At 68.2% G+C, this 25,206-nt stretch carries 23 protein-coding genes; 10 read left to right on the top strand and 13 right to left on the bottom strand.

All coding sequences use genetic code 11. The features are described 5' to 3' along the window. Nucleotides 1-4: 4 nt before the first annotated feature. The 5 genes from ASF16_RS02395 (at nucleotide 5) to ASF16_RS02375 (ending at nucleotide 5,229) form a co-directional block, all read left to right on the top strand. On the top strand, nucleotides 5-331 hold the full coding sequence (locus ASF16_RS02395) for a (2Fe-2S)-binding protein (RefSeq protein ID WP_156370855.1): 327 nt from the start codon (nucleotides 5-7) through the stop codon (nucleotides 329-331). After that, nucleotides 328-1,734, top strand: a complete 1,407-nt coding sequence (locus ASF16_RS02390; RefSeq protein WP_056162035.1) for an NAD(P)/FAD-dependent oxidoreductase — start codon at nucleotides 328-330, stop codon at nucleotides 1,732-1,734. The genes ASF16_RS02395 and ASF16_RS02390 overlap by 4 nt, the downstream gene beginning before the upstream one ends. After that, nucleotides 1,731-2,909, top strand: coding sequence for an FAD-binding oxidoreductase (locus tag ASF16_RS02385; protein ID WP_056162033.1), 1,179 nt, complete (start codon nucleotides 1,731-1,733; stop codon nucleotides 2,907-2,909). Before ASF16_RS02390 ends, ASF16_RS02385 begins: the two co-directional genes overlap by 4 nt. Before the next feature lie 43 nt (nucleotides 2,910-2,952). Next, nucleotides 2,953-4,023 (top strand): ABC transporter substrate-binding protein, encoded by a 1,071-nt coding sequence (locus ASF16_RS02380; protein ID WP_056162030.1) that lies wholly within the window; start codon nucleotides 2,953-2,955, stop codon nucleotides 4,021-4,023. 216 nt (nucleotides 4,024-4,239) lie between these two features. Next, nucleotides 4,240-5,229, top strand: a complete 990-nt coding sequence (locus tag ASF16_RS02375; RefSeq protein ID WP_056162029.1) for a c-type cytochrome — start codon at nucleotides 4,240-4,242, stop codon at nucleotides 5,227-5,229. A gap of 297 nt (nucleotides 5,230-5,526) precedes the next feature. Here the strand turns inward: ASF16_RS02375 and ASF16_RS02370 are convergent, their stop codons facing one another. The 5 genes from ASF16_RS02370 to ASF16_RS02350 form a co-directional block, all read right to left on the bottom strand. Further along, nucleotides 5,527-6,279, bottom strand: a complete 753-nt coding sequence (locus tag ASF16_RS02370; RefSeq protein ID WP_235507230.1) for a plastocyanin — start codon at nucleotides 6,277-6,279, stop codon at nucleotides 5,527-5,529. Nucleotides 6,280-6,284: 5 nt separating this feature from the next. Then, nucleotides 6,285-6,773, bottom strand: coding sequence for a group 1 truncated hemoglobin (locus ASF16_RS02365; RefSeq protein WP_369817102.1), 489 nt, complete (start codon nucleotides 6,771-6,773; stop codon nucleotides 6,285-6,287). A 31-nt stretch (nucleotides 6,774-6,804) separates the two neighbouring features. Further along, nucleotides 6,805-7,737 (bottom strand): DUF3034 family protein, encoded by a 933-nt coding sequence (locus ASF16_RS02360; protein ID WP_056162023.1) that lies wholly within the window; start codon nucleotides 7,735-7,737, stop codon nucleotides 6,805-6,807. 205 nt (nucleotides 7,738-7,942) lie between these two features. Further along, complete coding sequence (locus ASF16_RS02355; RefSeq protein WP_056162022.1) at nucleotides 7,943-8,734, bottom strand: anti-sigma factor domain-containing protein; 792 nt, start codon at nucleotides 8,732-8,734, stop codon at nucleotides 7,943-7,945. 16 nt (nucleotides 8,735-8,750) lie between these two features. Then, a complete protein-coding gene (locus ASF16_RS02350) occupies nucleotides 8,751-9,326 on the bottom strand; it encodes an RNA polymerase sigma factor (RefSeq protein ID WP_056162019.1) in 576 nt (191 codons plus the stop codon). Nucleotides 9,327-9,545: 219 nt separating this feature from the next. On the opposite strand from ASF16_RS02350, the gene ASF16_RS02345 reads away from it, so the two are divergent. Further along, nucleotides 9,546-9,929 carry a cytochrome c family protein gene (locus tag ASF16_RS02345; RefSeq protein WP_235507229.1) on the top strand — a complete coding sequence of 128 codons (384 nt, stop codon included), beginning with the start codon at nucleotides 9,546-9,548 and terminating at the stop codon, nucleotides 9,927-9,929. 27 nt (nucleotides 9,930-9,956) lie between these two features. Here ASF16_RS02345 and ASF16_RS02340 read toward each other — a convergent pair whose 3' ends face one another. From ASF16_RS02340 to ASF16_RS02315, 6 genes are all read right to left on the bottom strand, one after another. Then, the gene (locus tag ASF16_RS02340) at nucleotides 9,957-10,907 is read right to left on the bottom strand and encodes a DMT family transporter (RefSeq protein ID WP_056162017.1); all 951 of its coding nucleotides are present in this window, start codon (nucleotides 10,905-10,907) and stop codon (nucleotides 9,957-9,959) included. Nucleotides 10,908-11,029: 122 nt separating this feature from the next. Beyond that, nucleotides 11,030-12,022 carry a tripartite tricarboxylate transporter substrate binding protein gene (locus ASF16_RS02335; RefSeq protein WP_235507228.1) on the bottom strand — a complete coding sequence of 331 codons (993 nt, stop codon included), beginning with the start codon at nucleotides 12,020-12,022 and terminating at the stop codon, nucleotides 11,030-11,032. A gap of 76 nt (nucleotides 12,023-12,098) precedes the next feature. Beyond that, on the bottom strand, nucleotides 12,099-12,965 hold the full coding sequence (locus ASF16_RS02330; RefSeq protein ID WP_235507227.1) for an SDR family NAD(P)-dependent oxidoreductase: 867 nt from the start codon (nucleotides 12,963-12,965) through the stop codon (nucleotides 12,099-12,101). Between the two features lie 45 nt (nucleotides 12,966-13,010). Continuing rightward, nucleotides 13,011-13,835 (bottom strand): hypothetical protein, encoded by an 825-nt coding sequence (locus ASF16_RS02325; RefSeq protein WP_056162015.1) that lies wholly within the window; start codon nucleotides 13,833-13,835, stop codon nucleotides 13,011-13,013. Further along, nucleotides 13,832-14,647: a citryl-CoA lyase gene (locus ASF16_RS02320; RefSeq protein WP_056162013.1), complete on the bottom strand. Its 816-nt coding sequence runs from the start codon at nucleotides 14,645-14,647 to the stop codon at nucleotides 13,832-13,834. The genes ASF16_RS02325 and ASF16_RS02320 overlap by 4 nt, the downstream gene beginning before the upstream one ends. Continuing rightward, a complete protein-coding gene (locus ASF16_RS02315; protein WP_056162012.1) occupies nucleotides 14,644-16,206 on the bottom strand; it encodes a class I adenylate-forming enzyme family protein in 1,563 nt (520 codons plus the stop codon). The genes ASF16_RS02320 and ASF16_RS02315 overlap by 4 nt, the downstream gene beginning before the upstream one ends. Before the next feature lie 142 nt (nucleotides 16,207-16,348). On the opposite strand from ASF16_RS02315, the gene ASF16_RS02310 reads away from it, so the two are divergent. The 4 genes from ASF16_RS02310 to ASF16_RS02295 all read left to right on the top strand — a co-directional run bounded on the left by ASF16_RS02310 (nucleotide 16,349) and on the right by ASF16_RS02295 (nucleotide 21,362). Further along, nucleotides 16,349-17,092: an IclR family transcriptional regulator gene (locus ASF16_RS02310; protein ID WP_056162010.1), complete on the top strand. Its 744-nt coding sequence runs from the start codon at nucleotides 16,349-16,351 to the stop codon at nucleotides 17,090-17,092. Between the two features lie 109 nt (nucleotides 17,093-17,201). Further along, a complete protein-coding gene (locus ASF16_RS02305) occupies nucleotides 17,202-17,786 on the top strand; it encodes an RNA polymerase sigma factor (RefSeq protein ID WP_156371895.1) in 585 nt (194 codons plus the stop codon). Beyond that, a complete protein-coding gene (locus tag ASF16_RS02300) occupies nucleotides 17,783-18,712 on the top strand; it encodes a FecR family protein (RefSeq protein WP_056162008.1) in 930 nt (309 codons plus the stop codon). The genes ASF16_RS02305 and ASF16_RS02300 overlap by 4 nt, the downstream gene beginning before the upstream one ends. Nucleotides 18,713-18,911: 199 nt before the next feature. Then, nucleotides 18,912-21,362 carry a TonB-dependent receptor gene (locus ASF16_RS02295; RefSeq protein WP_156371847.1) on the top strand — a complete coding sequence of 817 codons (2,451 nt, stop codon included), beginning with the start codon at nucleotides 18,912-18,914 and terminating at the stop codon, nucleotides 21,360-21,362. Between the two features lie 65 nt (nucleotides 21,363-21,427). On the opposite strand, the gene ASF16_RS02290 is transcribed toward ASF16_RS02295, so the two are convergent. Next, complete coding sequence (locus ASF16_RS02290; RefSeq protein WP_056162004.1) at nucleotides 21,428-22,600, bottom strand: alpha-hydroxy acid oxidase; 1,173 nt, start codon at nucleotides 22,598-22,600, stop codon at nucleotides 21,428-21,430. Between the two features lie 284 nt (nucleotides 22,601-22,884). Then, nucleotides 22,885-25,167, bottom strand: coding sequence for a diguanylate cyclase domain-containing protein (locus ASF16_RS02285; RefSeq protein WP_056162002.1), 2,283 nt, complete (start codon nucleotides 25,165-25,167; stop codon nucleotides 22,885-22,887). Between the last annotated feature and the right edge of the window lie 39 nt (nucleotides 25,168-25,206).

The following is a 25,206-nucleotide window of genomic DNA, read 5'->3' as shown; positions in this document are numbered from 1 at the left end:
TGCGATGACTGTGAATACCGCCTTGCTGCACCGCGTGGCAGAGACCACGCGCCGCGCCGTTCCCTTCACGCTGGACGGGCGCCCCACCACGGCACTGGAAGGCGACACCGTGCTGACGGCCATCCTCACCCAGCGCGCACAGCTGCGCCGCAACGAGTTCAGCCACGAGCCGCGCGCGGGCTTTTGCCTGATGGGTGCCTGCCAGGACTGCTGGGTGACGACCGACAGCGGAGAGCGCCTGCGCGCCTGCAGCACCTTCATCACACCCGGCATGGCGCTGCGCACCGAAGCCGCCGACGCGGCCACCTTTGCTAGCGGGGGCCAGCCATGACGACGGCGCCTGCCTTGCAACCCGTGATCGTGGGCGCAGGCCCGGCCGGCATCCGCGCCGCGCAGACGCTGGCGGCCCACGGCGTGCGGCCGGTGCTGATCGACGAAGCCGCGCGCGGCGGCGGGCAGATCTACCGCCGCCCGCCTGCGCACTTCCAGCGCACCCCCGCCACGCTGTACGGCACCGAGGCCGCGCGTGCCACCGCACTGCACGGCACGCTGGACGGCCTGCACGCACAGATCGACTACCAGCCCGACAGCCTGGTGTGGAACGCGCAGGGCGGCCTGCTGGACGTGTTGCACGGCCCCACGCAGACCACGCGCACCGTGCCCTACGGCCAGCTCATCGTGGCCAGCGGCGCCACCGACCGCGTGCTGCCCCTGCCGGGCTGGACGCTGCCGGGGGTCTACACGCTGGGCGGCGCGCAGGTGGCGCTCAAGTTCCAGGGCTGTGCCATCGGCAGCCGGGTGGTGCTGATGGGCACGGGCCCGCTGCTGTACCTGGTGGCCTACCAGTACGCCAAGGCTGGCGCCATGGTGGCTGCGGTGCTCGACACCGCGCGCTTGGCCGACCAGTTGGCCGCCGTGCCCGCCATGCTCACGCAGCCGGCGGTGTTTGCCAAAGGCGTGTACTACGTGGGCTGGCTGCGCGCGCACGGCGTTCCCATCCACAGCGGCATCCGCCCGGTGCGCGTGCTGGGCGACGGCCGCGTGGCGGGCGTGGTGTGGGCCGATGGCGCCGGGCGCGAACACACGCTGGACTGCGACGCCGTGGGCTTTGGCTACGCACTGCGCTCCGAAACACAGCTGGCCGACCTGCTGGGCTGCCGCTTTGCCTGGGCACCGATGCACCGCGCCCACCTGCCCGAGCGCGATGCCGCAGGCCGCAGCAGCGTGCAGGGCGTTTACCTGGCGGGCGACGGCGCGGGCATCCTGGGTGCCGACGCGGCCGAGTGGGCCGGCGAGCTGGCCGCGCTGGCACTGCTGCAGGACCACGGGACGGCCGTGGATGCGGCGCGCATGCAGGCGCTGCAGGGACAGCTCCATCGCCTGGTGCGGTTTCGCCACGGGCTGGAGCGCGCGTTTCCCTTCCCCACCGACTGGGCCGCGCACGCGCCCGACGCGCTGGTGGTGTGCCGCTGCGAGAACATCACGGCCGGCGAGCTGCGCGCCTGCGTGCGCGAGACCGGCGCCGATGAGATGAACCGCCTGAAGGCGCTCACCCGCGTGGGCATGGGCCGCTGCCAGGGCCGCAGTTGCGGCGTGGCAGCCGCCGAGATCCTGGCCCAGGCCACCGGCCAACCCGTGGAGCGGGTGGGTCGGCTGCGCGGCCAGGCGCCGATCAAGCCGATACCGATCCACCTGCAGGCACGGCAGGCCACCGACGCGGGAGCCAGCGCATGAGCAGCAGCACGCCTCGCACCATTAAAACCGACGTCGCCATCGTGGGCGGCGGCATCGTGGGCGCGTCAGCCGCGCTGGCCCTGCGCCGCCAGGGCTTAGACGTGGTGCTGCTCGAGCGCGACCTGTGCGGCTCGCGCTCGAGCGGCGTGAACTACGGCGGGGTGCGCCGCCAAGGGCGCCCGTTGAGCCAGTTGCCACTGGCCCAGCGCGCCCACGAGATCTGGGCACGCCTGCCCGAGCTCATCGGCACCGATGGCGAATATGCGCGCACCGGACATTTCAAGATCGCGCGCAGCGACGTCGACATGGCCTCGCTGGAGCACTACGCCGACTTGAGCCGGGACTTCGACCTGGGCATCCAGTTGATCAGCGGCGAGCGCCTGCGGGCACAGTGCCCGTGGCTGGGCGGCAAGGCGGTGGGAGGGTCGCTGTGCGTGGACGACGGGCAGGCCAACCCGCGCCTGGTGTCGCCCGCGTTCGCGCTGGCTGCACAGCGTGCCGGTGCGCAGATCTTCGAGCGATCGCCCCTCACACACATCGAACACGATGGCCGGCAGTTGTTCACGCTGCATTCTGGCCAGGCTTTGCAGGTGCAGGCGCCGGTGGTGCTCAACTGCGCGGGCGCCTGGGCCGGCGCCATGGCCGAGCAGTTCGGCGAGCCGGTGCCGCTGCGCTCCGGCCACCCCGCGATGATGGTCACCGAGCCCCTTCCCTATTTCATGCAGTGGAGCCTGGGCGTGGAAGGCGGTGGCATCTACTGCCGCCAGGTGGCGCGGGGCAACCTGGTGCTGGGCGGCGGGTCGGGCTTCTGGCTCGACGGCGACCGCGCACGCTCGGAGCGCAGCGCCATCGCGTCGCTCACCGTGCAGGCGGTCGAGTTGCTGCCTGCCCTGAAGCACGCGCACTTCATCCGCACCTGGAGCGGTACCGAAGGCTACCTGCCCGACCGCCAGCCCGTGCTGTGCAAGAGCCGCACCAAGCCCGGCCTGATCCACGGCTTCGGCTTTGCGGGCGCGGGTTTTCAGATCGGCCCTGCCGTGGGCGAAGTGCTGGCCGAACTGGCGCGCGACGGGCACACCAGCACACCGATCGACGCGTTTTCTCTGGCGCGATTCGACGAACCACCGACGCCTGTCGATAACGCCACCCCGATAACCACAGTGCCGGCCCATTGAGCCGCCGATCCTTCACCCCCTGACCCACCGAAAGGCAATCACCATGAACTTCGCTTTCCGCACGAACGTCTCCCCGCGCCGTGGCCTGCTGGCTGCGGCGGCTGCCATCGCCCTGGCGGCCGCCGGTACCGCCACCGCACAAACCAAGACGCTGTACATCGGCATGAACGGCGGAACGATGGAGAAGGCGTACACCCAGTACGTGTTCCCGGCGTTCGAGAAGCTGCATGGGGTGAAGGTCGTGGTGGTGCCCGGCACGTCGTCGGACATCCTGGCCAAGGCGCAGGCCAACAAGGACCGGCCGCAGATGCACGTGATGTTCCTCGATGACGGCATCATGGTGCGCGCGATGGGAATGGGCCTGTGCGAGAAGCAGCGCCCCAACCCGCACCTGAACGACATCTACCCGGCCGCCCGCTTCAAGGACGACCTGGCCAGCGGCGTGAGCCTGGGCATGACCGGCATCGCCTACAACACCAAGATGTTCACCGAGAAGGGCTGGGCTGCGCCGACCTCGTGGATGGACTTTGCGGACCCCAAGTACAAGGGCAAGGTGGTGTTCCAGTCCATGCCGTCGTCGTCGTTCGGGCTGCACGGTTTTTTGATGTTCAACCGCATCCAGGGCGGCAATGACAAGAACGTGGAGCCGGGCTTCAACAACTGGGCTAAGACCATCGGCCCCAACGTGCTCGAGTACATCCCGAGCTCCGCCAAGATCTCCGAGATGGTGCAAACAGGTGAAGCCGCGATGTTCCCGCTCACGCCCACCGCGGTGGCAGCGCTCAAGGCCAAGGGCATCCCGGTGGAGTACGCGCAGCCCAAGGAAGGCTCGGTGGTGCTCATGACCGGCCAGTGCGTGATCGCCAAGAACAGCGAGCCCGAGCTGGCGCAAAAGCTGGCCGAGTTTCTGCTGAGCCCGCTGGCGCAGGCCAACGTGCTGCAGTTCGGCGCGCAGATCCCCACCAACCCCAAGGCACCGGCCGTGGGCGAGGGCGCGGCACAGGTCGCGCAGATCAGCCAATGGATGAAGAACGCCGTGACGCTGGACTGGGACAGCGTGAACGCGAACCGCCCCGCCTGGAACACGCGCTGGAACAAGACCATCGAGCGTTGAGCGTTGAGCGTTGAGCGTTGAGCGTTGAGCGTTGAGCGCTGGGCGCTGGAGCGGCTGGGGCGCCGCTCCACGCGGCCGGGCTGTTTGTGACAAATGTCACCGGCCCCGCCATACCCTGCGAAAGCTGAGTGCCCCAAAACGCTTCTTCGACTTCAGAATCCGCCGCCTGAACACGGAATTCATTCGAAGTCGAAGTCAAAGGAGAGGGGCCCCACCATGAAACGCTGGATTCAATGGACTGCAGGCAGCGCACTGCTGCTGGGCGTGATCGTTGCCGCCACCGCAGCCACCGGCCTGTACCTGGCAGAGCAGCGGCGCAACCGCTACATCGACATCAAGCCCCGCCCCGTGGCGTACACCACCGATGCGCAGACCATCGAACGCGGCCGCTACCTGTATGCATCGCGCGGCTGCACCGACTGCCATGGCGCGCAAGGAGCGGGCCGCGAGTTCGTGAACGACGGCAAGGGCACGCGCATCGTCGGACCCAACATCACATCGGCGGGCGTGGTGGGCCGCTACCAGCCCGAGGATTGGAACAGCGTGATCCGCCACGGCGTCAAACCCAACGGCCGCCCGGTGATGGTGATGCCCAGCGAAGACTACAACCGCTTCACCAACGACGACTTGAACGCGCTGGTCTCATACGTGCGCCAGCTGCCGCCCCAGGAAGTCACGGCCCAGGCCGTGGTGGACCTGCCCCGCCCCGCCTGGGTGCTGTACGGCCTGGGCGTGATCCCCGACGCCGCTGCGCGCATCGACCACCAGTTGGCGCCATCACGCCCCGTGCCGGCCGGCGTGACGCTGGCCAACGGCCAATATGTGGCCAACATGTGCATCGGCTGCCACGGCGCCACGCTGGAAGGCGGCAAGATCCCGGGCGGCCCGCCCGACTGGCCTGCGGCCGCGGACATCCGCCCCGGCGCCCAGCACGCCGACAGCGCCATGGCGCGCTACCCCAGTGCCGCCAGCTTCGTGGCGATGCTGCGCACCGGCAAGCGGCCCGACGGCACGCCCATCCAGGTGATGCCGTTCGAATCGCTGGGACAGTTGAGCGACACGGATGCACAGGCGCTGTACCTGTACCTCAATGCACCGGCCGGCAGCGTTAAACAGGGCAGCGTGAGTGCCCCGGCGCTGGGCGGTGACAAGAGCAGCGCCAACACCGTGCCGTCGACACCGATGGGGCTCAGGCTGCCGGGGTGAGGCGCGCAAGGAGTGAGCGGCGCAGGCTGAACTGCCCGCCCCGCCCGCCGCTCCGAAAACGATGCTTTCACCCGACCAGCCTCTCGGGCAACTGTCGTTTCAGGTAACCACCCGCTAGGGCAATCAATCTTTCGGGTCACCATTCGCTCGGACCACACACCGTTGGGCTGAGCTGGTCGAAGCCCTGCGCTGCGCTTCGATCAGGTCAGCGTGAACGGTGTGGGTGGTGCAATGCGGTGCAGGCGCGGCAGGGGTAAGGCGAAGGCGAGCATGAACGCCCTGCCCTGCCAGGACAGGTTAGCTCCCTGAATGCACATGCCCGCCATGCGCAGGCGCCAGGCTGTACGACCCCGCCGGTCCGCCCGGCGTGTTGGACGGCGTGGCGGCCGGCGCGCGGCGCACACGGGGCACCACGCTCAGCTGCACGGTGTCCAGCACCGGGCCGGGCACCACGTTCAGCGCCTTGCGCGGCAGGTCCACCAGTTGTTCGGCGTGCCACACGCGCACCTGGGCGCCGCCGTCCGGCACAGCCGGGAAGCGCGCGATGCCGTCGTTGTCGGTCTTGAGCGTCCAGGCCGAATCGGTCACGAACACATGGCCGCGCATGGAGCCGTGCAGGTGGCAGCCCAGCAGCACCACGCCGGGCGCGTCGAGCTTCACGTCGGCAAAGTTGGCGGGTTTGCCGTCGGCCTTGCCGGCCAGGCGCAGTTCGAAGTTGCTGCTGGCAGATGGAGCAGCAGCACCCGCCGCCGCCGCGCCGGTGGGGTTGCCGCGCACGTGGTGGTCCCACCGGTCCTGGTTGGTAAAGCGCACCGTGGCGCCCGCGGGCACCACCGTCACGGCGGGCACGAAGCGCATCTTTTCCTGCTCGATGGTGGGGCTGGCCTGCAGCAGGCTGGGCTGCGCGCCTGTAGCGGCCCCCGGGTAGACCACCACCACGGCGTCGGGCACCGGCTTGCCGTCGCGGTCCAGCACCTGGATCTGGACATTTCCGGCGCTGGCGCTCGTCCATACTGCGCAAGCAGCTATCAAAACTATAGTATTTTTCATGGCGTTCAACGGATGGTGATCACGTCGCGGTGCATGGGCGCGAGCAGGGCCAGCAGGCGGTTTTGCTGGACGAAGGGTATGCCCTGGGCATCCATGGCGCTTTGCAGCACCTCCACCAGGGCGTTGAAGTGGCCCTTGTTGATGTCCATGTCGGCATGGGCCGATTTCATGTCGGCGCCTTCGTATTTGCAAGGCCCCCCGCTGATCTGGCAGATCTGGTCCGTCAGGCTTTCCTTGAGCGCCTGGGGCTTCACGTCCTTGAAGTGCCCGCCGATGCGCGGGTCCTTCACGACGCGGTTCACGAAGTCGTCCATCAGGCGGGCGATGCCGGGCTTTTCGCCCAGCGCTAGGTACAGGCCTGCGGGTGCTGACGTTGCGGCAGCGTTGGTGGCTGGGGTCGCGGTGGACGATGGCGCAGCCTGGGCCAGGGCGGCAGGGGCGCCCATGCAGGCCATCACGGCCAGGCCCAAGGCGAGAAGGTGGTGTTTGTTCATCATGGGGTACTCCGGTGCGTCACTCGGTACATCAGAACGCGACTTGGGCAGACAGGTAGTAGCCCGTCTGGCGGCGGTTGTTCGTGATACCCGGCACGATGCGCCCCAGGTCCACGTAGGCAAGCGTGAGCGACACGTTCTTGGTCGGCGCCCAGGCGATGAAGATGTCCTTCCAGTCGTCCTCGCGCAGCGCGGCGCCCAGGCCGGCGGCCGCGCCCAGCGCCTGCAGGTTGTTGGGCTTGAAGCGGTACTCGGCGCCCACGGCCAGGTTTTTGCTCAACAAATAGGCGATGGAGAACTCGGGCTGCAGACTGCGGCTGTTCTTGCCCGGTGCGGCCGAGCCGAAGCCCAGCAGGCCGTTCTGGTTCGCGTTGGTGTAGCGCAGCGTGCCGTTGACGAGCAGGCTTTGCGCGAGCAGCAGTTTGGTGGCGCTCACATACACATCGGTGCCACTGGTCCTTGTGCCCAGAAAGTCCAGCACCGACCCGATGGAGCCCGGGTGCGTGCGCTTGTGCTCCAGGCCCACCGCGATCTGCGGCATGAGGCTGTCGGCATCCAGAATGGCGTCGCCCGCCACCTTCACCTTGATGCCGACCACGTCCATCTTGATGTGCTGGCCGGGCGTGACGCCGAAGGGCGCGATGCCGTTGAGCGCCAGCGCGGGCGAGGCATCGAAATCCTGCCGGGCCAGCGACAGCTCCACCCGGTCATGCAGGCCGACGGCCACGCCGTAGCCGTTGAGGCTGTAGTCCTGCGTGGCCGCCCGCATGACGTAGCCGCTGTAGCCGACCTCGCCCGCCGTGGCGTTGGTGCCGATCACGGCCCAGGGCGTGAGCCCGCCGCCGGCCGACCCGCCTATGGTGCTGACGCCCCCCGTCAGCAAGAGCTTGCCGGTGTCGGCCTGCGCGAGGCCGGCGCCCAGGGCCAGCGCGGCCAGCAGGATGCAGTGGAGCCTGTGTTTCATCGTGATCTCCCAACGGTTGGAATGCTTGTAAGTGGATGTTGCACCCAACTTACGGACCGCAGAACACGCTGGATTCAAAAACGACAGAAATTTTTGCGGGCCACTGAGGAAGGTCGAAACGCTGAGTGGTCTGGTCCGCAGGCGCCATGGCGCCCGCGCATCCCACCCTCGTGGAACGCGAAGGGCGCGATTAACGCGACGAACGCTACAGCGTGCGCTGGATCAGCTCGCCCTTGAACAGCACCGGCCCGGTGGGCCCTGTGGCGCTGGGCACGCCACCCTTGGGCTCCAGGCTGATGGCCAGCGCCGGCACCTGCCGGACGTCGGATTCGCCCGCCACCAGCTTGAGCAGCTTTTCCTGCCCCAGCACTCCGAGCGACCGCGGCCCGCCCGAGGGCGGCAGTGCCCACAGCTGCAGCGACTTGTCGGCGCCTTCCTGGAAGCCGCCCACGCGCTGCAGCACCAACTGGTTGTTCTTGGGGTCGAAGGTGACCAGCATCGATGCAGCCGCCTTGTCGTCCGCCAGCACGGCCACGTACTGGATCTGCGGGGTGGCCTGCAGTTGCTGCTGCAGCGTGGCGATCTGCTGGCCCGACGTGGCCTTGAGCGCGCCGTGCACCTGCACGCCGACGGCCACCGCCGCCACCGTGGCCAGCGCACCTGCGGCGGCCGCGCCGCGCCACACAAGCAGGCTGTGCCACCAGCTGCTGGCGGGCGCTGGCGCCGGGGCTGCATGGGCGGCCTGCATGGCCTGCGCGGCCTTGTCCGCCTCGACCAGGTTGTGGATGCGGGTCCAGACGTGCGAAGACGGCTGGGCCAGCTCTTGCAGCTCGGTCAGGCCGGACCACCGGCTTTGCCACACCAGCGCAGCGGCCCGCACGGGGGCCTGGTCACGGGCCAGGGTTTCGAACCGGCGGCGCGCGCCGCCGCGCAGCGTGCCCAGTGCGTAGCTGGCCGCCAGCCGGTCGAGCAGTTCAGGGTGTCGGGAGATATTCATGGCGAGTCCTCCTGGCTCAGGCATACCGCGCCATGCAGGCGCGCAACTGCTCCAGCCCGCGCCGGATCCAGGTCTTCACGGTGCCCAAAGGCAGTTTGAGCTGCTCGGCGAGGTCGCCGTGGCTCAGGTCGCGCAGGTAGGCCAGGCTGACCACCTCGCGCTGCTTGTTGTCGAGCTTGCCCAGGCACTGGTGCAGCGCAAAGGCCTGCTCGCTCGCGTCGGTCGCGTCCATGGGGTTGGTGCTATCGCCTTCCAGCGTGTCGGCCAGGGCGTCGTCCAGCTCGTTCATCAGGTCGGCCCGGTCGCTGGTGCGCTTGCGCAGGGCATCGAGCGCCCGGCTGCGCACGATGAGCCCCATCCACGCCATCGGAGGGCTGAGCGATGCGCGGTAGTTGCCGGCGGACCGCCAGATGGTCAGGAAGGACTCCTGCAGCACATCCTCGGCCGCATCGCGGTTGCGCACCACGCGCATCGCCAGGCCAAAAAGCCGGGACGAGGTGCTCTCGTACAGGCTTTTGAGCGCAGTGTCGTCCTGCGCGGCGATGCGGTCTAGGAGGTTCATCAGGTCACTGTCGGTGTGCAGGGTGCTCATGCGCCCATTCTCTGGGATTGGTCGATCTTCACGATGCAAAGGCATCTTCTGTAGGTGAATACGCCACAGCCGACGCTTTGGATTCAGCCGCAGTTGTGGTGTGCGGCAGAAATATCGACCGGCATTGCGACGCCGTGAATCCAGACCGACTTTTGGGCCGTACAGCAGGGGTAGCCCCACCAGAAACCCCTGATGACCCCTACCTTTTCAGGCCACACAGTGGCCCGTACACGCACCGCCGGGTGCACCGCGCTGCTCGCCGCCCTGCTCTGGGCTGCTGGCGGCCCCGCCCTGGCCCAGTCGGTCGAACGCGGCCGCGCCGTATACACCGCCCACTGCGCCAGCTGCCACAGCACCGACACGCACCAGGACGGCCCCGCGCACCGAGGCGTGGTGGGCCGCCGCGCTGGCGCGCTCAAGGACTTCGACTATTCGCCCGCACTGCGCAACAGCAAGGTCTTGTGGACACGGGCCACGCTGAAAGCCTGGCTGGCCAACCCCGAGGCCCTCATACCCGGCCAGGGCATGGACTACAGCCTGGACGATGACCGCGACCGGGAAGACGTGGTGGCCTACCTGGCCACCCTGAAGCGCCTGCCTTGACGCTGGCTGCGAAGCCTAACTACCTACCTACCACTGCGCGCAGATGCCCACCAGCCCGGCCACCACCAGCGCAAGCCCGGCGCCTTCGGTGCGGGTCAGGCTTTCGCGGAACACGCGGCGCGACACCAGGTAGCTGTACAGCACTTCGACCAGGCCCAGCGTGCGCACGTCGGACGCGGGCCGCATCGCATAGGCTGTGAACCACGCGATGGACGCGACCGCACCCATCGACCCCGCCACCACCGACATGCGCCAGGCCCGCGCAATGGCGCCGGCCACCCCGGGCTGCCGCGCCAGCAGCCAGCCGCCCAGCACCACCGACTGCAGCAGTTGCGCCCAGAACACGCCCCAGGCGCCCGCCACCCACGGCGCCACGCCCGCGTTGGCGTCTGCCAGCGCCAGCGATGCACCGCGAAACCCCACGCTCGCCAGCGCAAAGCACGCGCCCGAAGCCAGCCCGTACACCACCAGTCGGCCGCTGCCCTGCCCTGCCGTGGCCGAAGACCCGGCGCGCAGCGCCCGCCAACCGCCCGGCGGCAGCGACAGCAGCACCACGCCGACAGTGGCCGCAGCCATGGCGCCCAGCGCGAGCGGCCCGGGCAGCTCGTGCAGCAGCACGGCCGAGAACAGCGCGACCTGCAGTACCTCGGTCTTGGAATACGCCACGGCGAGCACGAAGTTGCGCTCCTTCATGGCCAAGAGCAGGAACGCCGTGGCCCCCACCTGGGTGAGCGCGCCCATGGCGAGCCACGCGGCATACACCCCGTTGAACTGTGGAATGCCGCCCGCGCCCCAGAAGGTCAGCCCCGCCACCCAGGCCGTGGCCAGCGGCAGGCCGTACAGAAAGCGCACCAGCGTGGCAGCCAGCGTGCCCAGCTCGGCGGTGAGCGAGCGCTGGGCGGCGTTGCGTGCGGTCTGTGCCAATGCGGCCCACAGCGTCAGCGGTATCCACGCCCAGGCAATCCAGGAAAGAGTCATGCAAGGGTTATAGCGGGCCCCTGGCGCGCCGCCCGACGCCAATGGGCAGTGCGGCCATGCAGGGGCGCGAGGGCTCGGCGCGCCACACCGCCAGCGAGCCGGTCCGTCAAAGCGTGAGCAGTTCAGTCGGCCGTGATGTGGCTGGTCTCGGCCACCTTCTTCCACTTCACGATGTCGTCGGCAATGATCTTGGTGAAGGCTGCGGGCGTGTCCTCGACCGTGATCGCACCGGCCGCGGCGAACTTGTCCTGGACGGCCTGCGTGCGCAGCGCACGCACGATGCCGCCATGCAGCTTCTCCAGCACATCGGCCGGCAATCCGGCGGGGGCCAGCACGCCGTTCCAGAAGCCTTCGTTGGCGCTCTTGAGGCCCAGCTCGGCAAACGTGGGCACGTCGGGCAGCTCCTTCAGGCGCTGGGGCGTGGCCAGGGCCATGGGCACCAGGTTGCCCGACTTGATGTGCGGCATCGAGGACGCCAGGGTGTCGTAGATCATCTCGACCTGGCCGCCGATCACGTCGTTCAGCGCCGGGCCCGTGCCGCGGTATGGCACATGCACCACGCGCAGGCCGCTGAGCGACTTGTAGTACTCCATGGCCATGTGGGTGGCGCCGCCATTGCCCGACGATGCGTACGAAAACTTGCCCGGCGACTGCCCCACCAGCTTGGCGAACTCCGCATAGTTCTTGGCCGGAAAGCTCTTGTTGATGGCCAGCACCCCCGGCACCGACAGGATGCGCGTAATGGGCGTGAAGCTCTTGAGCGCATCGAAGCTCAGGTTCTTGTACACCGCCGAATTCGTGCCGTTGGTGCTGGTGGTGCCCAGCAGCAGCGTGTACCCGTCGGCCTTGGCCTCGGCCACGAAGCGCGCACCCACCGAGCCGCCCGCACCGGCCTTGTTCTCCACGATCACCGGCTGGCCCAGCTCCTTGGACAGCGCATCGGCCAGCACCCGGCCGCTGATGTCCGACGTGCCGCCCGGTGGGAAGGGCACCACCAGCTTGATCGGCTTGTCGGGGAAGGCGCCCTGCGCGGCGGCGGGCAGCACGGCTGCGACCCCTAGCAGTGCCAGTGCGACGCCTGCGGCCGTGCGGCGGTTCATTCGTTGCGTGTTCATAGGTGTTGTCTCCTGCGATTGTTGGAATAAAAGGATCAATGAATCCTGGAACCTGAAACTGAAACCTGGGCGGCCTCTACTTGCCCGTGCAGGCCTTGCCACCATCCACCGGAATGCACACGCCCGTCACGTAGCGTGCCTCGTCGCTCGCCAGAAACAGCGCCGTGTAGGCCACGTCCCAGGCCTGGCCCATGCGGCCCATCGGGCTGGCGGCGTTGCGGGTGCGCAGCATGTCTTCGGTGCTGGCGAACTGCCCGGCGATCTGCTGGTGGATGAGCGGCGTGTCGATCACGCCCGGCAGCACCGCATTGGCGCGGATGCCCTGCGCCGCGTACTGCACGGCCAGCGCACGCGTCAGGTGGTTGAGCCCCGCTTTGGCCGCGTAGTAAGGTGTGTACGGGTAGCTGTTGATCTGCTGTGAGGCCAGCGACGATATGTTGACGATGGCGCCACGCCCCCGCGCCAGCATCACCGGCACCACGTGCTTGCAGGTGAGGAACACGCCCGTGAGGTTGGTGTCGATCACCTGCTGCCAGGTGGCCTCGTCCATGTCGACCACACTGCCCATGCGTGTGATGCCCACGTTGTTGTGCAGGATGTCGATGGCGCCATAGCGCGCATGCACGCGCCGCACCACGTCGGCCACGGCGGCGGAGTCGGTCACATCGGCCGCATAGGCCTCGGTGTCGAAGCCTTCGGCGTACAGCTGGGCACGGGTTTCCTCGGCCGCCTCGCGGCGGATGTCCACCACCGCCACGCGCGCCCCTTCACGGGCATACACCATGGCTGCGGCCTTGCCGTTGCCCCAGCCGGGGCCGGACGAACCGCCACCGAACACCAGCGCGACTTTGCCGGCCACACGGCCCCGGCCCGGCAGCGCATCGAGCGGCGGAAAGTACGCGGCCGACGCTGCCGGGCTGCTTGCATGTGCTGTGGTCGCCATGGATGAATGTCTCTTTCTTTGTGGGTGGGTGCCGGGTCTTCAGGCTCAGTGCACGGCCGCCATGAGTTCGGCCCAGTCGCGTGCGCCTTGCCCTTCGCGCGCCCCCAGGGCGTAGGCCGCCTGGTTCACGCGGCTGATCACCCCCGTCTCCCATGCGGACCGCGCGTCGCCAATGCGGGCACTGCTGGCAGCCACCGTGGCAGCGGGTATGGACCGAGCATCGAGCGCCGGCAGGCGCGAGACGCCGGCCCCATCGCAGCCGATGCCCGCGTCGTTGTAGAGCGCAGCGAACACCGGCAGCTTGATGGCGGTCTCGAACCGCCCGCCCAGCAGTCCGCCGTGCGATGCGGTGATCACCACCGACTCCGCGTCTTCTTCGTCCACGAGCGAGGCCGAGTCGATGAGCACCACGGCGCGGTGCCCGTGCGTGCCCGGCAGCACCTTGCGCGACTCGCCGGGCGATGGACCGGGGTCGACGGCGCCGAGCTGTGCCGCCGCCATGCAACGCGCGGCCTCCATGGCGGGCATGCCCACGCGCACGCCCAGCTCCACCGCCCGTGTATTGGCGAACGAGATCAACCCGCGCGCCGCGCAGTCGGCCCCGTCGCCGATGCGGGCCGACCGGTGGTGGATGGCCGCGCAGGGCACGCCCAGGCTGTCCGCGTAGTGCAGCCCCGCGATGCCTGCGCGCTCCAGGCCCACGCCGGCGTCGCACACCACCAGGCCTGCCACCCCCTCGGTCAGGGCCAGGTGCACCGCAAACACGCCGCCGTGCGATGCGGCCACCGCCACGTGGCCGCGCACGCCGGGCCCCATGCGGGTGACCGAGTCGCAGACCAGTACGTCGTGGGCCAGGGTGCCGCCGCTCATTCGCCGCTCCGGTCCTTGTTGTGGCCTTCGCCCGTGCCGCGGTACGGCACCTCCTGGTCCACCAGGTCCCACACGAAGCGGGCGGACGGCACGCGCTGCTCTTCAGCGATGTGCGCCACCAGCCCCGCCGCACGCGAGATGACGGCAAAGCCGCGCATCAACGCCGGGGGCACGCCCAACTCGCCCAGCAGCGTGCCCACCGCGCCCGTGGCGTTGATGGTGATGTGCTTGCCGAAGGCAGCATCCACCTCGCGCGAGAGCACCTCGATGGCGTGCAGGTAGCGCCCCTCGAAGCGCGGGTGCTCGCGGCCGATGGCCAGCAGCCTGGCGGCGCGCGGGTCGTCGGGCTTGTGCATGTGCTGGCCGAAGCCGGGGATGGGCTTGCGCTCGGTGCGGTAGCGCTGCACCGCGGCGCGTGCGGCGGCCTCCACGCCTTCGGGCGCATCGATGAGCTGGCGCAGCAGGATGGCCGAATTTTCCACCGTGCCCACGAACTGGCTGCCCACGGCCAGGAGGCCTGCGGCCACGCCGCTCTGGATGTTCTCGGGCGAGCTCATGTAGACCATGCGGGTGGCGATGGCGCTGGGCGTGAGGCCGTGCTCCATGATGGCGATGAGCGCTGCGTCCAGCACGCGCAGGTCGTCGGCATCAGCCCGCCGGTTCAAGATCTGCGAGAACAGCACATCGGTGAAGCCGCGCTGCCCCAGCACATCGTCGGCCAGGTTGTCGCCCCGGTAGTGGATCGACGTCTGCGAATGCGTGCACAGCTCGGTGTACGGGCGGTCGGTGGGTTTGTTGCTGCTTTGGCTCATGCGACCCTCTCCTGGCTGGCCTGGCGCAGCAGGCGCGTGATGTCGGCCTTGAGCGTCACCTTGTGCACCTTGCCCGCCACGCTGCGCGGCAGGTCGGCGTAGAAGTGCACAGCCTTGGGCGTCTTGACGGACCCCAGGTGCTCCTTGGCAAACGCGATGATCTCCTGCGCGCTGACCTGCGCGCCGGGCTTGAGCTGCACCGCCGCGTGCACGGCCTCGCCCCACTTGTCGTCCTCGATGCCGAACACGGCGGACTCGTGCACCGCCGGGTGCTGGTCGAGCACGCTCTCCACATCGATGGGGTAGACGTTGAAGCCGCCGGTGATGACCACCTCGCGCAGCCGGTCCTTGAGGAACAGGTAGCCGCGCTCGTCCACATAGCCCCGGTCGCCGGTGTGCAGCCAGCCGTCGATGATGGTCTCGGCCGTCTTGTCGGGTGCCTTCCAGTAGCCGTTCATGATGAGGTCGCCGCGCACCACGATCTCGCCCGCCTCGCCCGTGGGCAGCAACGCTCCCTCGGGGCTCATGATGGCCATGTCGGTCAGCAGGCCCTGACGGCCCACGGAGCGCCAGTTGGCCTCGTCCGCAAAGTCTTCAGCCCGCATCACGCTGACCACCTGCGGCGCCTCGGTCTGGCCGTAGGTGGTCTCCAGCACGGGGCCGAAGCACTCGCGCACCACACGGATCTTTTCAGGCGGCATGGGCGCGCCGCCGTAGATCAGGTGCTTGAGGCGCGGCAGCTGAAGGCGCTCGCCATGCGCCTCGGCCACCAGCATGTACAGCAGCGTGGGCGGCATGAAGGTGGTGGTGATGCCGTCTTCACGAAAGCTGCGCAGCAACTCGGCCGGCTTGTTGCTGCCCGGCAGCACATGGCAGCCACCCTGCGCAAGGATGGGCAGCAGGTAGGTAGAGGTGCCGTGCGTGACTGGCGCCGAGATGAGGTAGCGGTCGTCCGCATCGAAGCCAAACGCGTGGATCTGGTTGACCAGCGTGGTCACCCACGCGCGGTAGGGCTGCATCACGCCCTTCGGCACGCCCGTGGAGCCTCCGGTGAACTTGATGGCCTGCGCCTCGTCGCGCGAGCGGCCATGGGGCCGGGGCTGCTGACCGGTGTGCGCGGCAGCGGCCACGTCCAGGGTCGAATAGATGTCGCCGCACTCGCCAATTTCGCCGCTTTCGCTGCCTTGACCCAACGCCAGCACGGCCTTCACGCCCGCCAGGTCCAGCGAGCCCAGATGGGTGGGTTCTGCCAGCACGATGCTTGGGTCGGTAAAGGCAATGATGCGGTTGAGCTCTGCCGCCGGGTTGCGCCAGTTGAGGGGCACCCACACCTTGCCCGCCGCCAGCACGGCCAGCAGCGCGACGATGTGCTCCACCGTATTGCCGGCGCAGATGCCAACGCGCGAGCCGGGCGTTGCATCCAACTGCTGCAGCGTGCAGGCTGCCGCGTTCACACGTGCCGCCAGCTCGGTGTAAGTCAGGGCCTGGCCGCCGCCGATCAGCGCCGTGCGCTGGGGATACATCCGGGCGGCCCGGTGAAAGAAGTCGATGGGGTACATGCAGATATTCCGGGATACGGACTTTTTTATGCTTGCCACCAGCACAATCGGTAGCAAAATCAATGCAAATTATTGCAACCAATGCGTTGCAAGCAAAGGCTTAAAGTCCGCCATACGGATTAACCGTGAATTTGATGCTGCCATGACCACCGTACAAAGCCTGGACCGCGCCATCGAGCTGCTGCGCCTGATTTCTGCCGAACACAAGTCCGGCGCGCGCCTGTCCGCGCTGGTGGCCGCCAGCGGCCTGGCGCAACCCACCGTGCACCGCCTGCTCAAGCAACTGGTCGAAGGCGGCCTGGTGATGCAGGACGCCCAGCGCCGCTACCGCCTGGGCCACTTCGCGTATGAGCTGGGGCTGGTCGCCTCCACCCACTTCCACCTGCGCGACCAGTGCGCGCCGTACCTCGCGCGCATCAGCGCCGAGACGGGAGACACGGCCTTTCTGGTGGTGCGCAGCGGGGCCGATTCGTTCTGCCTGGACCGGCAGTCGGGCAGCTTTCCGATCCAGGTGCTCACCGTGGAAGTGGGCAAGCGCCGCCCGCTGGGCATCGGCGGCGGCGGGCTGGCGCTGCTGAGCTTCATGCCGCCGGACGAGCTGCCGGACGTGCTGGACCGCATCGAGCCGCACCTGCATGCCTACGGCGGCTTGACGCGGGAGACCCTGCTAGGGCTGATTCAGACCGCGCGCGCGCAGGGTTACGCCAGCATCACCAACTATGCGGTGGCGGGCGTGACGAGCATTGGGGTGCCGATCCACGACCGTGGCGGTGTCGTGATCGGTGCGATCAGCGTGAGTGCGATGACGGCGCGGATGCAGCCGCGGGAGGGGATGGTGGTGCAGACGCTGCAGCGGGAGATTGCGGGGTTGCAAAAGGGGTTGTAGGAGCCGTCGCGACTGCAGGCTGCGAGTGACCAGACAAACGCCGCGCATCAAAAGATAACAATTCTCATTCGTATAATTCGCATCACTCACCACTCCGACTGCCTTGCCCGTGCTGCGCGAGCCGCCCCTGACCCTGCTGGGTGCCCTGGCGCACCACTACGACGAGTTGATCGCCCATGTCCGGCGGCGCTTTGGTGATGCAGGCTTTGCGCGCGAGGTGGTGCACGACGTGTGCGTGCACATCCTCGAAAAGCCACCGACCAGCCCGGTGCGCGTACCGCTGGCACTGCTGAGGCGCATCTCGCACGACATGGCGGTGGACCGGTGCAGGGCCGAAGACGCGTACCGCGCGCGCATCGACAGCACCGGCGATGTGCCGGACCACGCGTGTGACACACCCGATGTGGGCCGGCAGCTGGACGCCGAGCGCGAACTGCGGTGGCTGGAAGACGCCATTGCGGCTCTGCCCCCGCGCTGCCAGACGGTATTCGTGATGCACAAGATCCACGAGATGCCGCACGCCGAAGTCGCCCTGCGCCTGGGCATCTCTCGCAAGGCTGTGGAAAAGCACCTGCATGCAGGCATGGCGGCCTGCCGGACCCACCTGGCCCGGGCCCGGCTGGCACGCAGCTGTTCGCCGGCGGCCAGCATCGCCACCTGCGGTGCCAATGCAGTGCGCGAGGCCCGTCCATGACCGCACACCGCAGGAGCCAGCCCATCGCGCCCACAGGCCCCACCGCACCCTCCTCGGCCCCATCAGAGGCGGCATCGCCGGATGCTGACGCAGCGCTGGCCCGGCACCGCGCCGCGTTGCAGGAGCGCTTTCCGCTGCCTCCGCAGGCGCTGTCCCCACTGCCCCACGCCACGCGCGACGGCGCCACTGCTGGCCAGCGGCGGCGTCCTGCGCGCCTGCTGGCAGTCGCGCTGCCGGCGGCCGCGGCCGCGCTGCTGGCGTGGCAAGACCCGGCCTGGCGCACCGAGCACATCGCCACCGGGCCCGACCGGCGCGCCTCTGTGGAACTGGCCGATGGCAGCGTGGTCGAGCTGGACACCTCCACACGGCTGACGGTGTCGCGCCACCTGCGCTCACGCCGGTTGGTCCTGCAAGAGGGTCGGGCGCTGTTTGATGTGCAGGCCTCGCGGTGGCGTCCTTTTTTGGTGGATGCGGGCAGCACCCAGGTGCGTGTGCTGGGCACGGCGTTTGACGTGCGCCGGCGCGGCGACGACGTCATGGTCACGGTGCTGCGCGGGCGCGTGGCTGTGGCTGGCAACCATGCGGATGCCACGCTCCAAGCCAATGATCAAATCCACGTGCAGGCAGGCACACTGGGCAGCACAGCGCCGGTCAACGCCACGGACGCCACCGCGTGGCGGCATGGGCACCTGGTGTTTGACCACACGCCCCTGCCCGAGGTGCTGGCCGAGATCGCCCGCTACAGCGGCCGCCCGGTGCGGCTGGGAGATGCTTCGCTGGCGCAGCTGGAGGTTTCCGGCGTGTACCGCACGGCCAATGCCGATGCTTTGCTGACCCTGCTGCCCAGCTTCCTGCCTGTGCGGGTGGACACGCCGCCTGACGCCGACGGAGAACGCTGGGTGCTGCCCAGGCCAGGCAGGCCTTGAGGCACCTTTCTGAATGAAAACCTGTGCTACCGCTCGTCCATCCAGCGCAACAAGCTATTTAATTCATAGCAAAAGTCATCCAGCACAAAGCGGAAAATTTTTTTGTGACGCTGGGTAGGGTGATGGGCACCGAGAAACGGCACTCCCCGTGAGCGCCTGCCTTGCAGGCAGCGAACCCACCATCAACGAGGAGATTCCCGTGCCCCTGCCATTGCGTCCGCAGCCCCGAGCCACCCACCGCCACACGCCCACTGCCCCGGGTCAGGGCTGGCGCCTGACCGCGCTGGCCTGCAGCGCCCTGATCGCAATGGCCACGCAGGCTCAGCCTGTCCCGACCGCGGCCCCGCCGGGCGCCGCTGTGGCACCGGTGGCTCTGGACCTGCCTGCAGCGCCACTGGCGCAATCGCTCAACGCCCTTGCCCAGCGCACGGGCGTTCAGGTGGTATTTGCCAGCAGCCTGTCGGCCGGGCGCACTGCCCCCGCAGTGCGCGGCACCTACACCGCCAGGCAGGCGCTGGACCAACTGCTGGCAGGCAGCGGCCTGGCCGCGCGTCCCGCGGACGGCGGCAAGACCTTTGTGGTGGAGCAGGCGGGCCAGGCTGCGCCTTCCGCCGCACCCGGCGCTGCCGCGTCGCTGGATGAAGTGAAGGTGACCGCGGCCGCGGAGGCCAGCGCCACCACCGAGGGGCTGCCCGAATATGCAGCCCGCACCACCACCCTGGGCCTCATGGAGCAGGCGCCGCGCGAAATACCCAATTCGGTGAGCGTGGTGACGCGCCAGCGTATCGAAGACCAGAACTTCCTGCGCGTGGAGGACGCCATGCAGTACACGACCGCGCTCAAGGTGACCACCTACGGCACCGGTCGCTTCACCGTGGAGTCGCGCGGCTACGGCATCGACCGCTACCAGATCGATGGCGTGTCCTCGTCGGTGCAGACCGGAGACAACGACTTTGCGCTGGCGATGTTCGACCGGGTGGAGGTCTGGCGCGGCCCGGCCGGCCTGCTGCAGGGCGCGGGCGACCCTGGCGGTACCGTCAACTTCGTGCGCAAGCGCGCCCAGCCGATCTTCGGCTTCAACGCGCGTGCATCGGCCGGCTCCTGGAACCACTACTACACAGAGGCCGACATCACCGGTCCGCTGGACGCAGAGGGGCGCCTGCGGGGACGCCTGGTGGCCGCCTACGAAGACCGGCACTATGTCACCGACCACGCCTTCACGCGCCAGCCGCTGGGCTACGGTACGCTGGAATACGACTTCACGCCCAACACCACGCTGTCTGTGGGACACAGCGCGCAGCACGCGCTCCGGCGCCCGTTCTGGGGCTACGCGGCCTATGCCGATGGTGGGTATCCCGACCTGGACCGATCCACCTACATTGGCGCTCTGTGGAACCGCAGCAGCCAGCTGATGCGCCGCAGCTTTGCCGAACTGGAGCACAGGCTGGAGGGCGGCGGCCGGGCGGTCCTGACCGCCAACTACCTGGACAGCAACGAGAACACCACCCTCGGGTTCGGCAACAGCTACGTCGACCGCGCCACAGGCGACATGACGGTATCGCCCTACTTCTACCTCCGCCACCAGAGCGAGACCAACCTGCAAGGCATGCTGACGCTGCCGGTGCAATGGCGCGGCTTCAAGCAGGAGTTCGTGGTGGGGGCCAGCCACCAGCGGCGCACCAGCCGCGATGCCTACAACGGCAGCACCTGGGGAGACAACGGATTCCTGTTGAACGTCTTCGCGCCCAACCCCGATGTGCCCCGGCCCGATGTCACCATCGACCCCGCCTATGCCAACAACGATCTGCGCCAAAGCGCGGTGTTCGGCCAGGCACGCATCCGCATCTCGCAACCGCTCGTGCTGCTGGCCGGCGCCAGAGTGACCTGGTACGAAAGCCGCGACCTGATCGACCGCGCCAACGACAGCCGCGAGAACGCCAAGGCCGTGCCCTATGCAGGGGCCGTGTACGAGCTGTCGCCCACCTGGTCTGCCTACGGCAGCTACAGCGCCATCTTCAATCCGCAGACCTCGCGCAACCGCAGCGGCGCCTACCTGCAGCCCCGCGCGGGCCACCAGGTCGAGGTGGGGATCAAGGGCGAGCATCTGGACGGCAAGCTGGCCAGCAGCGTCGGCATCTACCGCATCGAGGATGTGAACCGCGCCATCACCGACCCGGACTTCCCGGAAGCGTCGATTGCCGCGGGCAAGGTACGCAGCCAGGGCCTTGAGGCCGAACTGACCGGCCGCCTGTCGCCGCGCTGGAACCTCACCGCGGGCTACGGGTACAACACCACACGGGTGCTGCGCTCATCGCCCGACCAGGAGGGCAAGCCTTTCACCACCGTGTTTCCGCGCCACAGCTTCTCGCTGTGGACCGACTACCGATTTGACGGCGGCTGGAGCCTGGGCGCAGGGGCACGCGTGCGCAGTGCCATCTTCAACAACATCGATGGCGCACACTGGGGCCAGGGCAGCGTGACGCTGCTGTCGCTGCAGGCCGGCTACCAGATCACGCCCAAGACGCGCGTCACCGTGACAGTCAACAACCTGCTGGACCGCAAGTATCTCGACCGCCCCGATGGCTGGACGCGCCAGAGCTACTACGGCGAGCCGCGCAGCGTGATGGCCACGCTGAGCTACAAGTATTGACAGGGCAACGCGGCCATGGCCAGCAGCGCACCGGCCTGCTGCAGCCGTGGCTCCCGCCCGGGCCTTCACACCGGGTATGTGCCCGGCAACAAAATCGACCGGTCCACCGTGTTGATGTTGGTGTGCCCACAAAACGCCATCGTGATATCCAGCTCCCGCTGAATGATCTGCAGCGCACGCGTCACCCCCGCTTCGCCATAGGCCCCCAGCCCATACAGGAAACTCCGCCCGATCAGCGTGCCCTGTGCGCCCAGCGCGCGGGCCTTCAGCACGTCCTGGCCGCTGCGGATGCCGCCGTCCATCCACACCTCGATGCCGCCGCCCGCCTGGCGCACCGCTTCGGCAATGCCGGGCAGCGCGGCGATGGACGATGGCGCGCCGTCGAGCTGGCGGCCGCCGTGGTTGCTGACGATGAGCGCATCGGCCCCGCTGTTGACGGCCAGGCGGGCGTCTTCGGCATCCATGATGCCCTTGAGGATCAGCTTGCCGCCCCAGCGCTTTTTGATCCACTCCACATCGCCCCAGTTGAGCTGCGGGTCGAACTGCTCGGCCGTCCAGGACGACAGCGATGACAAATCGCCCACGCCCTTGGCGTGGCCCACGATGTTGCCAAAGGTGCGGCGCTTGGTGCCCAGCATGCCCAGGCACCAGTGCGGCTTGGTGGCCAGGTTGAGCATGTTGGCGATGGTGGGCTTGGGCGGCGTGGACAGGCCGTTCTTGATGTCCTTGTGGCGCTGGCCCAGGATCTGCAGGTCCAGCGTGAGCTGCAGCGCCGAGCAGTTGGCCGCCTTGGCGCGGTCGATCAGGCGCTCGATGAAGTCGCGGTCGCGCATCACGTACAGCTGAAACCAGAACGGGTGGCGGCCCGTGTGCTCGGCCACGTCTTCGATGGAGCAGATGCTCATGGTCGACAGCGTGAACGGAATGCCGAAGGCCTTGGCAGCGCGCGCGCCCAGGATCTCGCCGTCGGCGTGCTGCATGCCGGTGAGGCCGGTGGGCGCTATCGCCACAGGCATGGCCACGTCCTGGCCGATCATGGTGGTGCGGGTGCTGCGGCCCGCCATGTTCACCGCCACGCGCTGGCGCAGCTTGATGGACTGGAAGTCCTGCGTGTTGGCGCGGTACGTGCCTTCCGTGTAAGAGCCTGAATCGGCGTAGTCGTAAAACATGCGCGGCACGCGGCGCTTGGCGACGACGCGCAGGTCTTCGATGCTGGTGATTTTGGACAGGTCAGGCACGCGGCACTCCAGAGCAAAAAGACGTTGAACGGTTTTTAAAGCCTCGCCGGATGGTAGGCAGTTGCGCGCGGCGCGGCCATCAAAATTATTTGCGCGGGGCTGCAACAAATTTCCATCGCCGATGGTGCGTGCGCGCAGCACCCGTCGTGGAACTTCAGGCTTTTCAGAGCCCTACCGCTCACTGGGCGGGCGCCGTCAGCTACATATTTAATAGCAACTGCATTGGATGCCCATGCGCTGGTTCATGCCCACGCGCAACGCCAGCGAAGCGGTGCCCGCGGCGATCACGCGTCCTGGCCTATGACTGGGTCCACCTGCACCACCTCGGGCTCCGCGTCAGGCCCGCGGTACAGCATGAAGCGCATGCGCCCGCCGCGCTTGGCGGCGTACATGGCGCTGTCGGCGTGGCGGGACAAAGCGTCGAACGTGTCGCCGTGCTGCGGGTACAGCGCGATGCCGCCGCTCAGGCCCATGGGCAGCATGCGGCCGGCCAGCTCGAAGGGGGCATCGCACGATGCCAGGATCTTGCGGGCCACGCCGCAGGCGGGCTCCACGCCCTCCAGGCCGGGCAGCAGCACTACGAACTCGTCGCCGCCCTGGCGGCACACGGTGTCGGACGCGCGCACCGCGGCTTTGAGGCGCTGGGCGAACTGCACGAGCAGCAGGTCGCCCACGTCGTGGCCCAGGCTGTCGTTCACGGCCTTGAAGCCGTCCAGGTCCAGGTACATGACGGCCAGGCATTTGCCGTCGCGCCGCGCCTGGGTGATGGCCATTTGCGCGCGGTCTTGCAACAGCACGCGATTGGGCAGGTCGGTCAGCGCGTCGTACTGGGCCAGGTGGGCCATGCGTTCGGCCATGACGACGGCCTCGGTCACATCGCGCAGCACGGCCACGGCGCCGGTGACTTGGCCGTGGCGGTCGGTGATCGGGCTGGAGGTTTTCTCGACCTGGAACCGTTGGCCGCTGGTGCGGTGCACGATCACGCCGCGCACCGAATCGGCGCCCTCGCCGCTCTGGATGGCTGCCAGCAGTGAGCTGGCCAGCACGGCATCGTTGTGCGGGCTGCGCAGCACCACCACTTCGTCGATGCGGCGGCCCGCTGCGTCAAACGCCTGCCAGCCGGTCAGGCGCTCGGCGACAGGGTTGAGGTAGGTGACAGCGCCCTGCCCGTCGGCGCAGACCACGGCATCGCCGATGGATTGCAGGGTCAGGCGCACGCGCTCCTTCTCGGCAAAAAGCTCATCCTCCATGCGCTTGCGCTCGGTGATGTCGGTGGCTTGTACGAAGAATCCGCGCACTTGGCCATCGACCTCGTCGGGCAGGTAGGACACCAGGGCATGGAGCACCTGGCCGCGCGCGTCCACCAGCGCGCGCTCGAACAACTGGGGCTCTCCCGCCAGCGCGTGCTCCATGAAAGGCAGGTTCTGCGCATAGACATCGGGGCCCAGCAACTGGCTCACGTGCTGACCGCGCAGTTTGTCGGGCATCACGCCGAACCACTCGAAGTACACCTGGTTGGCAAACAGGTTGTGCAGGCCCCTGTCCCAGTAGCTGATAGCCGACGGCAGGTTATCGAGGATGGTGCGCAGATGGTGCTCGGCCTCGCGCAGTTGGGCCGACACCTGCTGGCGCAGCGTGAGTTCGCGCACGAACATGGCGGCCAGGGCCACGCAGGCGAGCATGAGCAGCAGCGCGAAACCGCCCAGCACGGTCGCGCTGCGGTACCACTTGGCCAGCACCGTTTCGGTCGCCTGCGCCACATTGATGATGAGCGGGTAGGAGCCCACCTGCCGGAAGGCATACAGGCGCTCGACCCCGTCCAGGGCTGCCACGCCCACGAACGCGCCACTGCCCTCGCGCTGAAAGCGCTCCAGGTTGGGCGATCCCGCAATGGTCTTGCCGACGTCCGAATCGCCGTACGGATACCGCGAGATGACCACTCCGTCGTGGCGAAACAGATTGATCCCGCTGTTGGCACCCAGGTCGAGCGAGCCGAAGAGTTCATTGAAGTAGCTTAGGCGCACGGCCCCGACCACGACGCCGGCAAAGCTGCCGTCCGGGTGGCGGTACGCGCGGGCCATGGGCAGCACGTTCAGCCCGGTCACGCGCGAAGGCACCGGCTTGCCGATGAAAAGTCCCTGGTGCCCGTCCTTGGCGAAGGCCTGGAAGTAGTCGCGGTCCGCCAGGCTGGCGCGGCGCAGTGTGCTGGCGCCCGAGTCGAGCACGATGCTGCCCGTGGCATCCAGCACGAACACGTCGCCCGCGCCGCGCGCCCGCAGCGAATTGTCAAAAATGACGCGGTTGCGCAGGTCGGGCGGCAGGGCCCACACATCGCTGCGTGCCACCTCGCGGGCCACGCCCTCCAATGACTTGTCGATGGAGTCGAGCGACCAGCTGAGCCCCTGCTCCAGGGTGTGCACCAGATTGCTGTTGGTCTGGCTGGCGTAGTTCCACTCGTCGGTGCGGATCGTCCAGATCGTGCGGGCGAACAGGGCACCAATCCCCAGCGACAACAGCAGCGCCAACCAGATAAGGCGGTGGGAGAAGAACTGGCGCAGGAACGGCATAGAAATATTTGGTAACCATTCTAGTGGGGGGCGTTGTCG

The sequence above is a fragment of the Acidovorax sp. Leaf78 genome, from assembly GCF_001422735.1.
Classification (GTDB): domain Bacteria; phylum Pseudomonadota; class Gammaproteobacteria; order Burkholderiales; family Burkholderiaceae_C; genus Acidovorax.
Note: the sequence above shows the minus strand (reverse complement) of the source record. Positions and strands in the feature narration are given on the sequence as shown.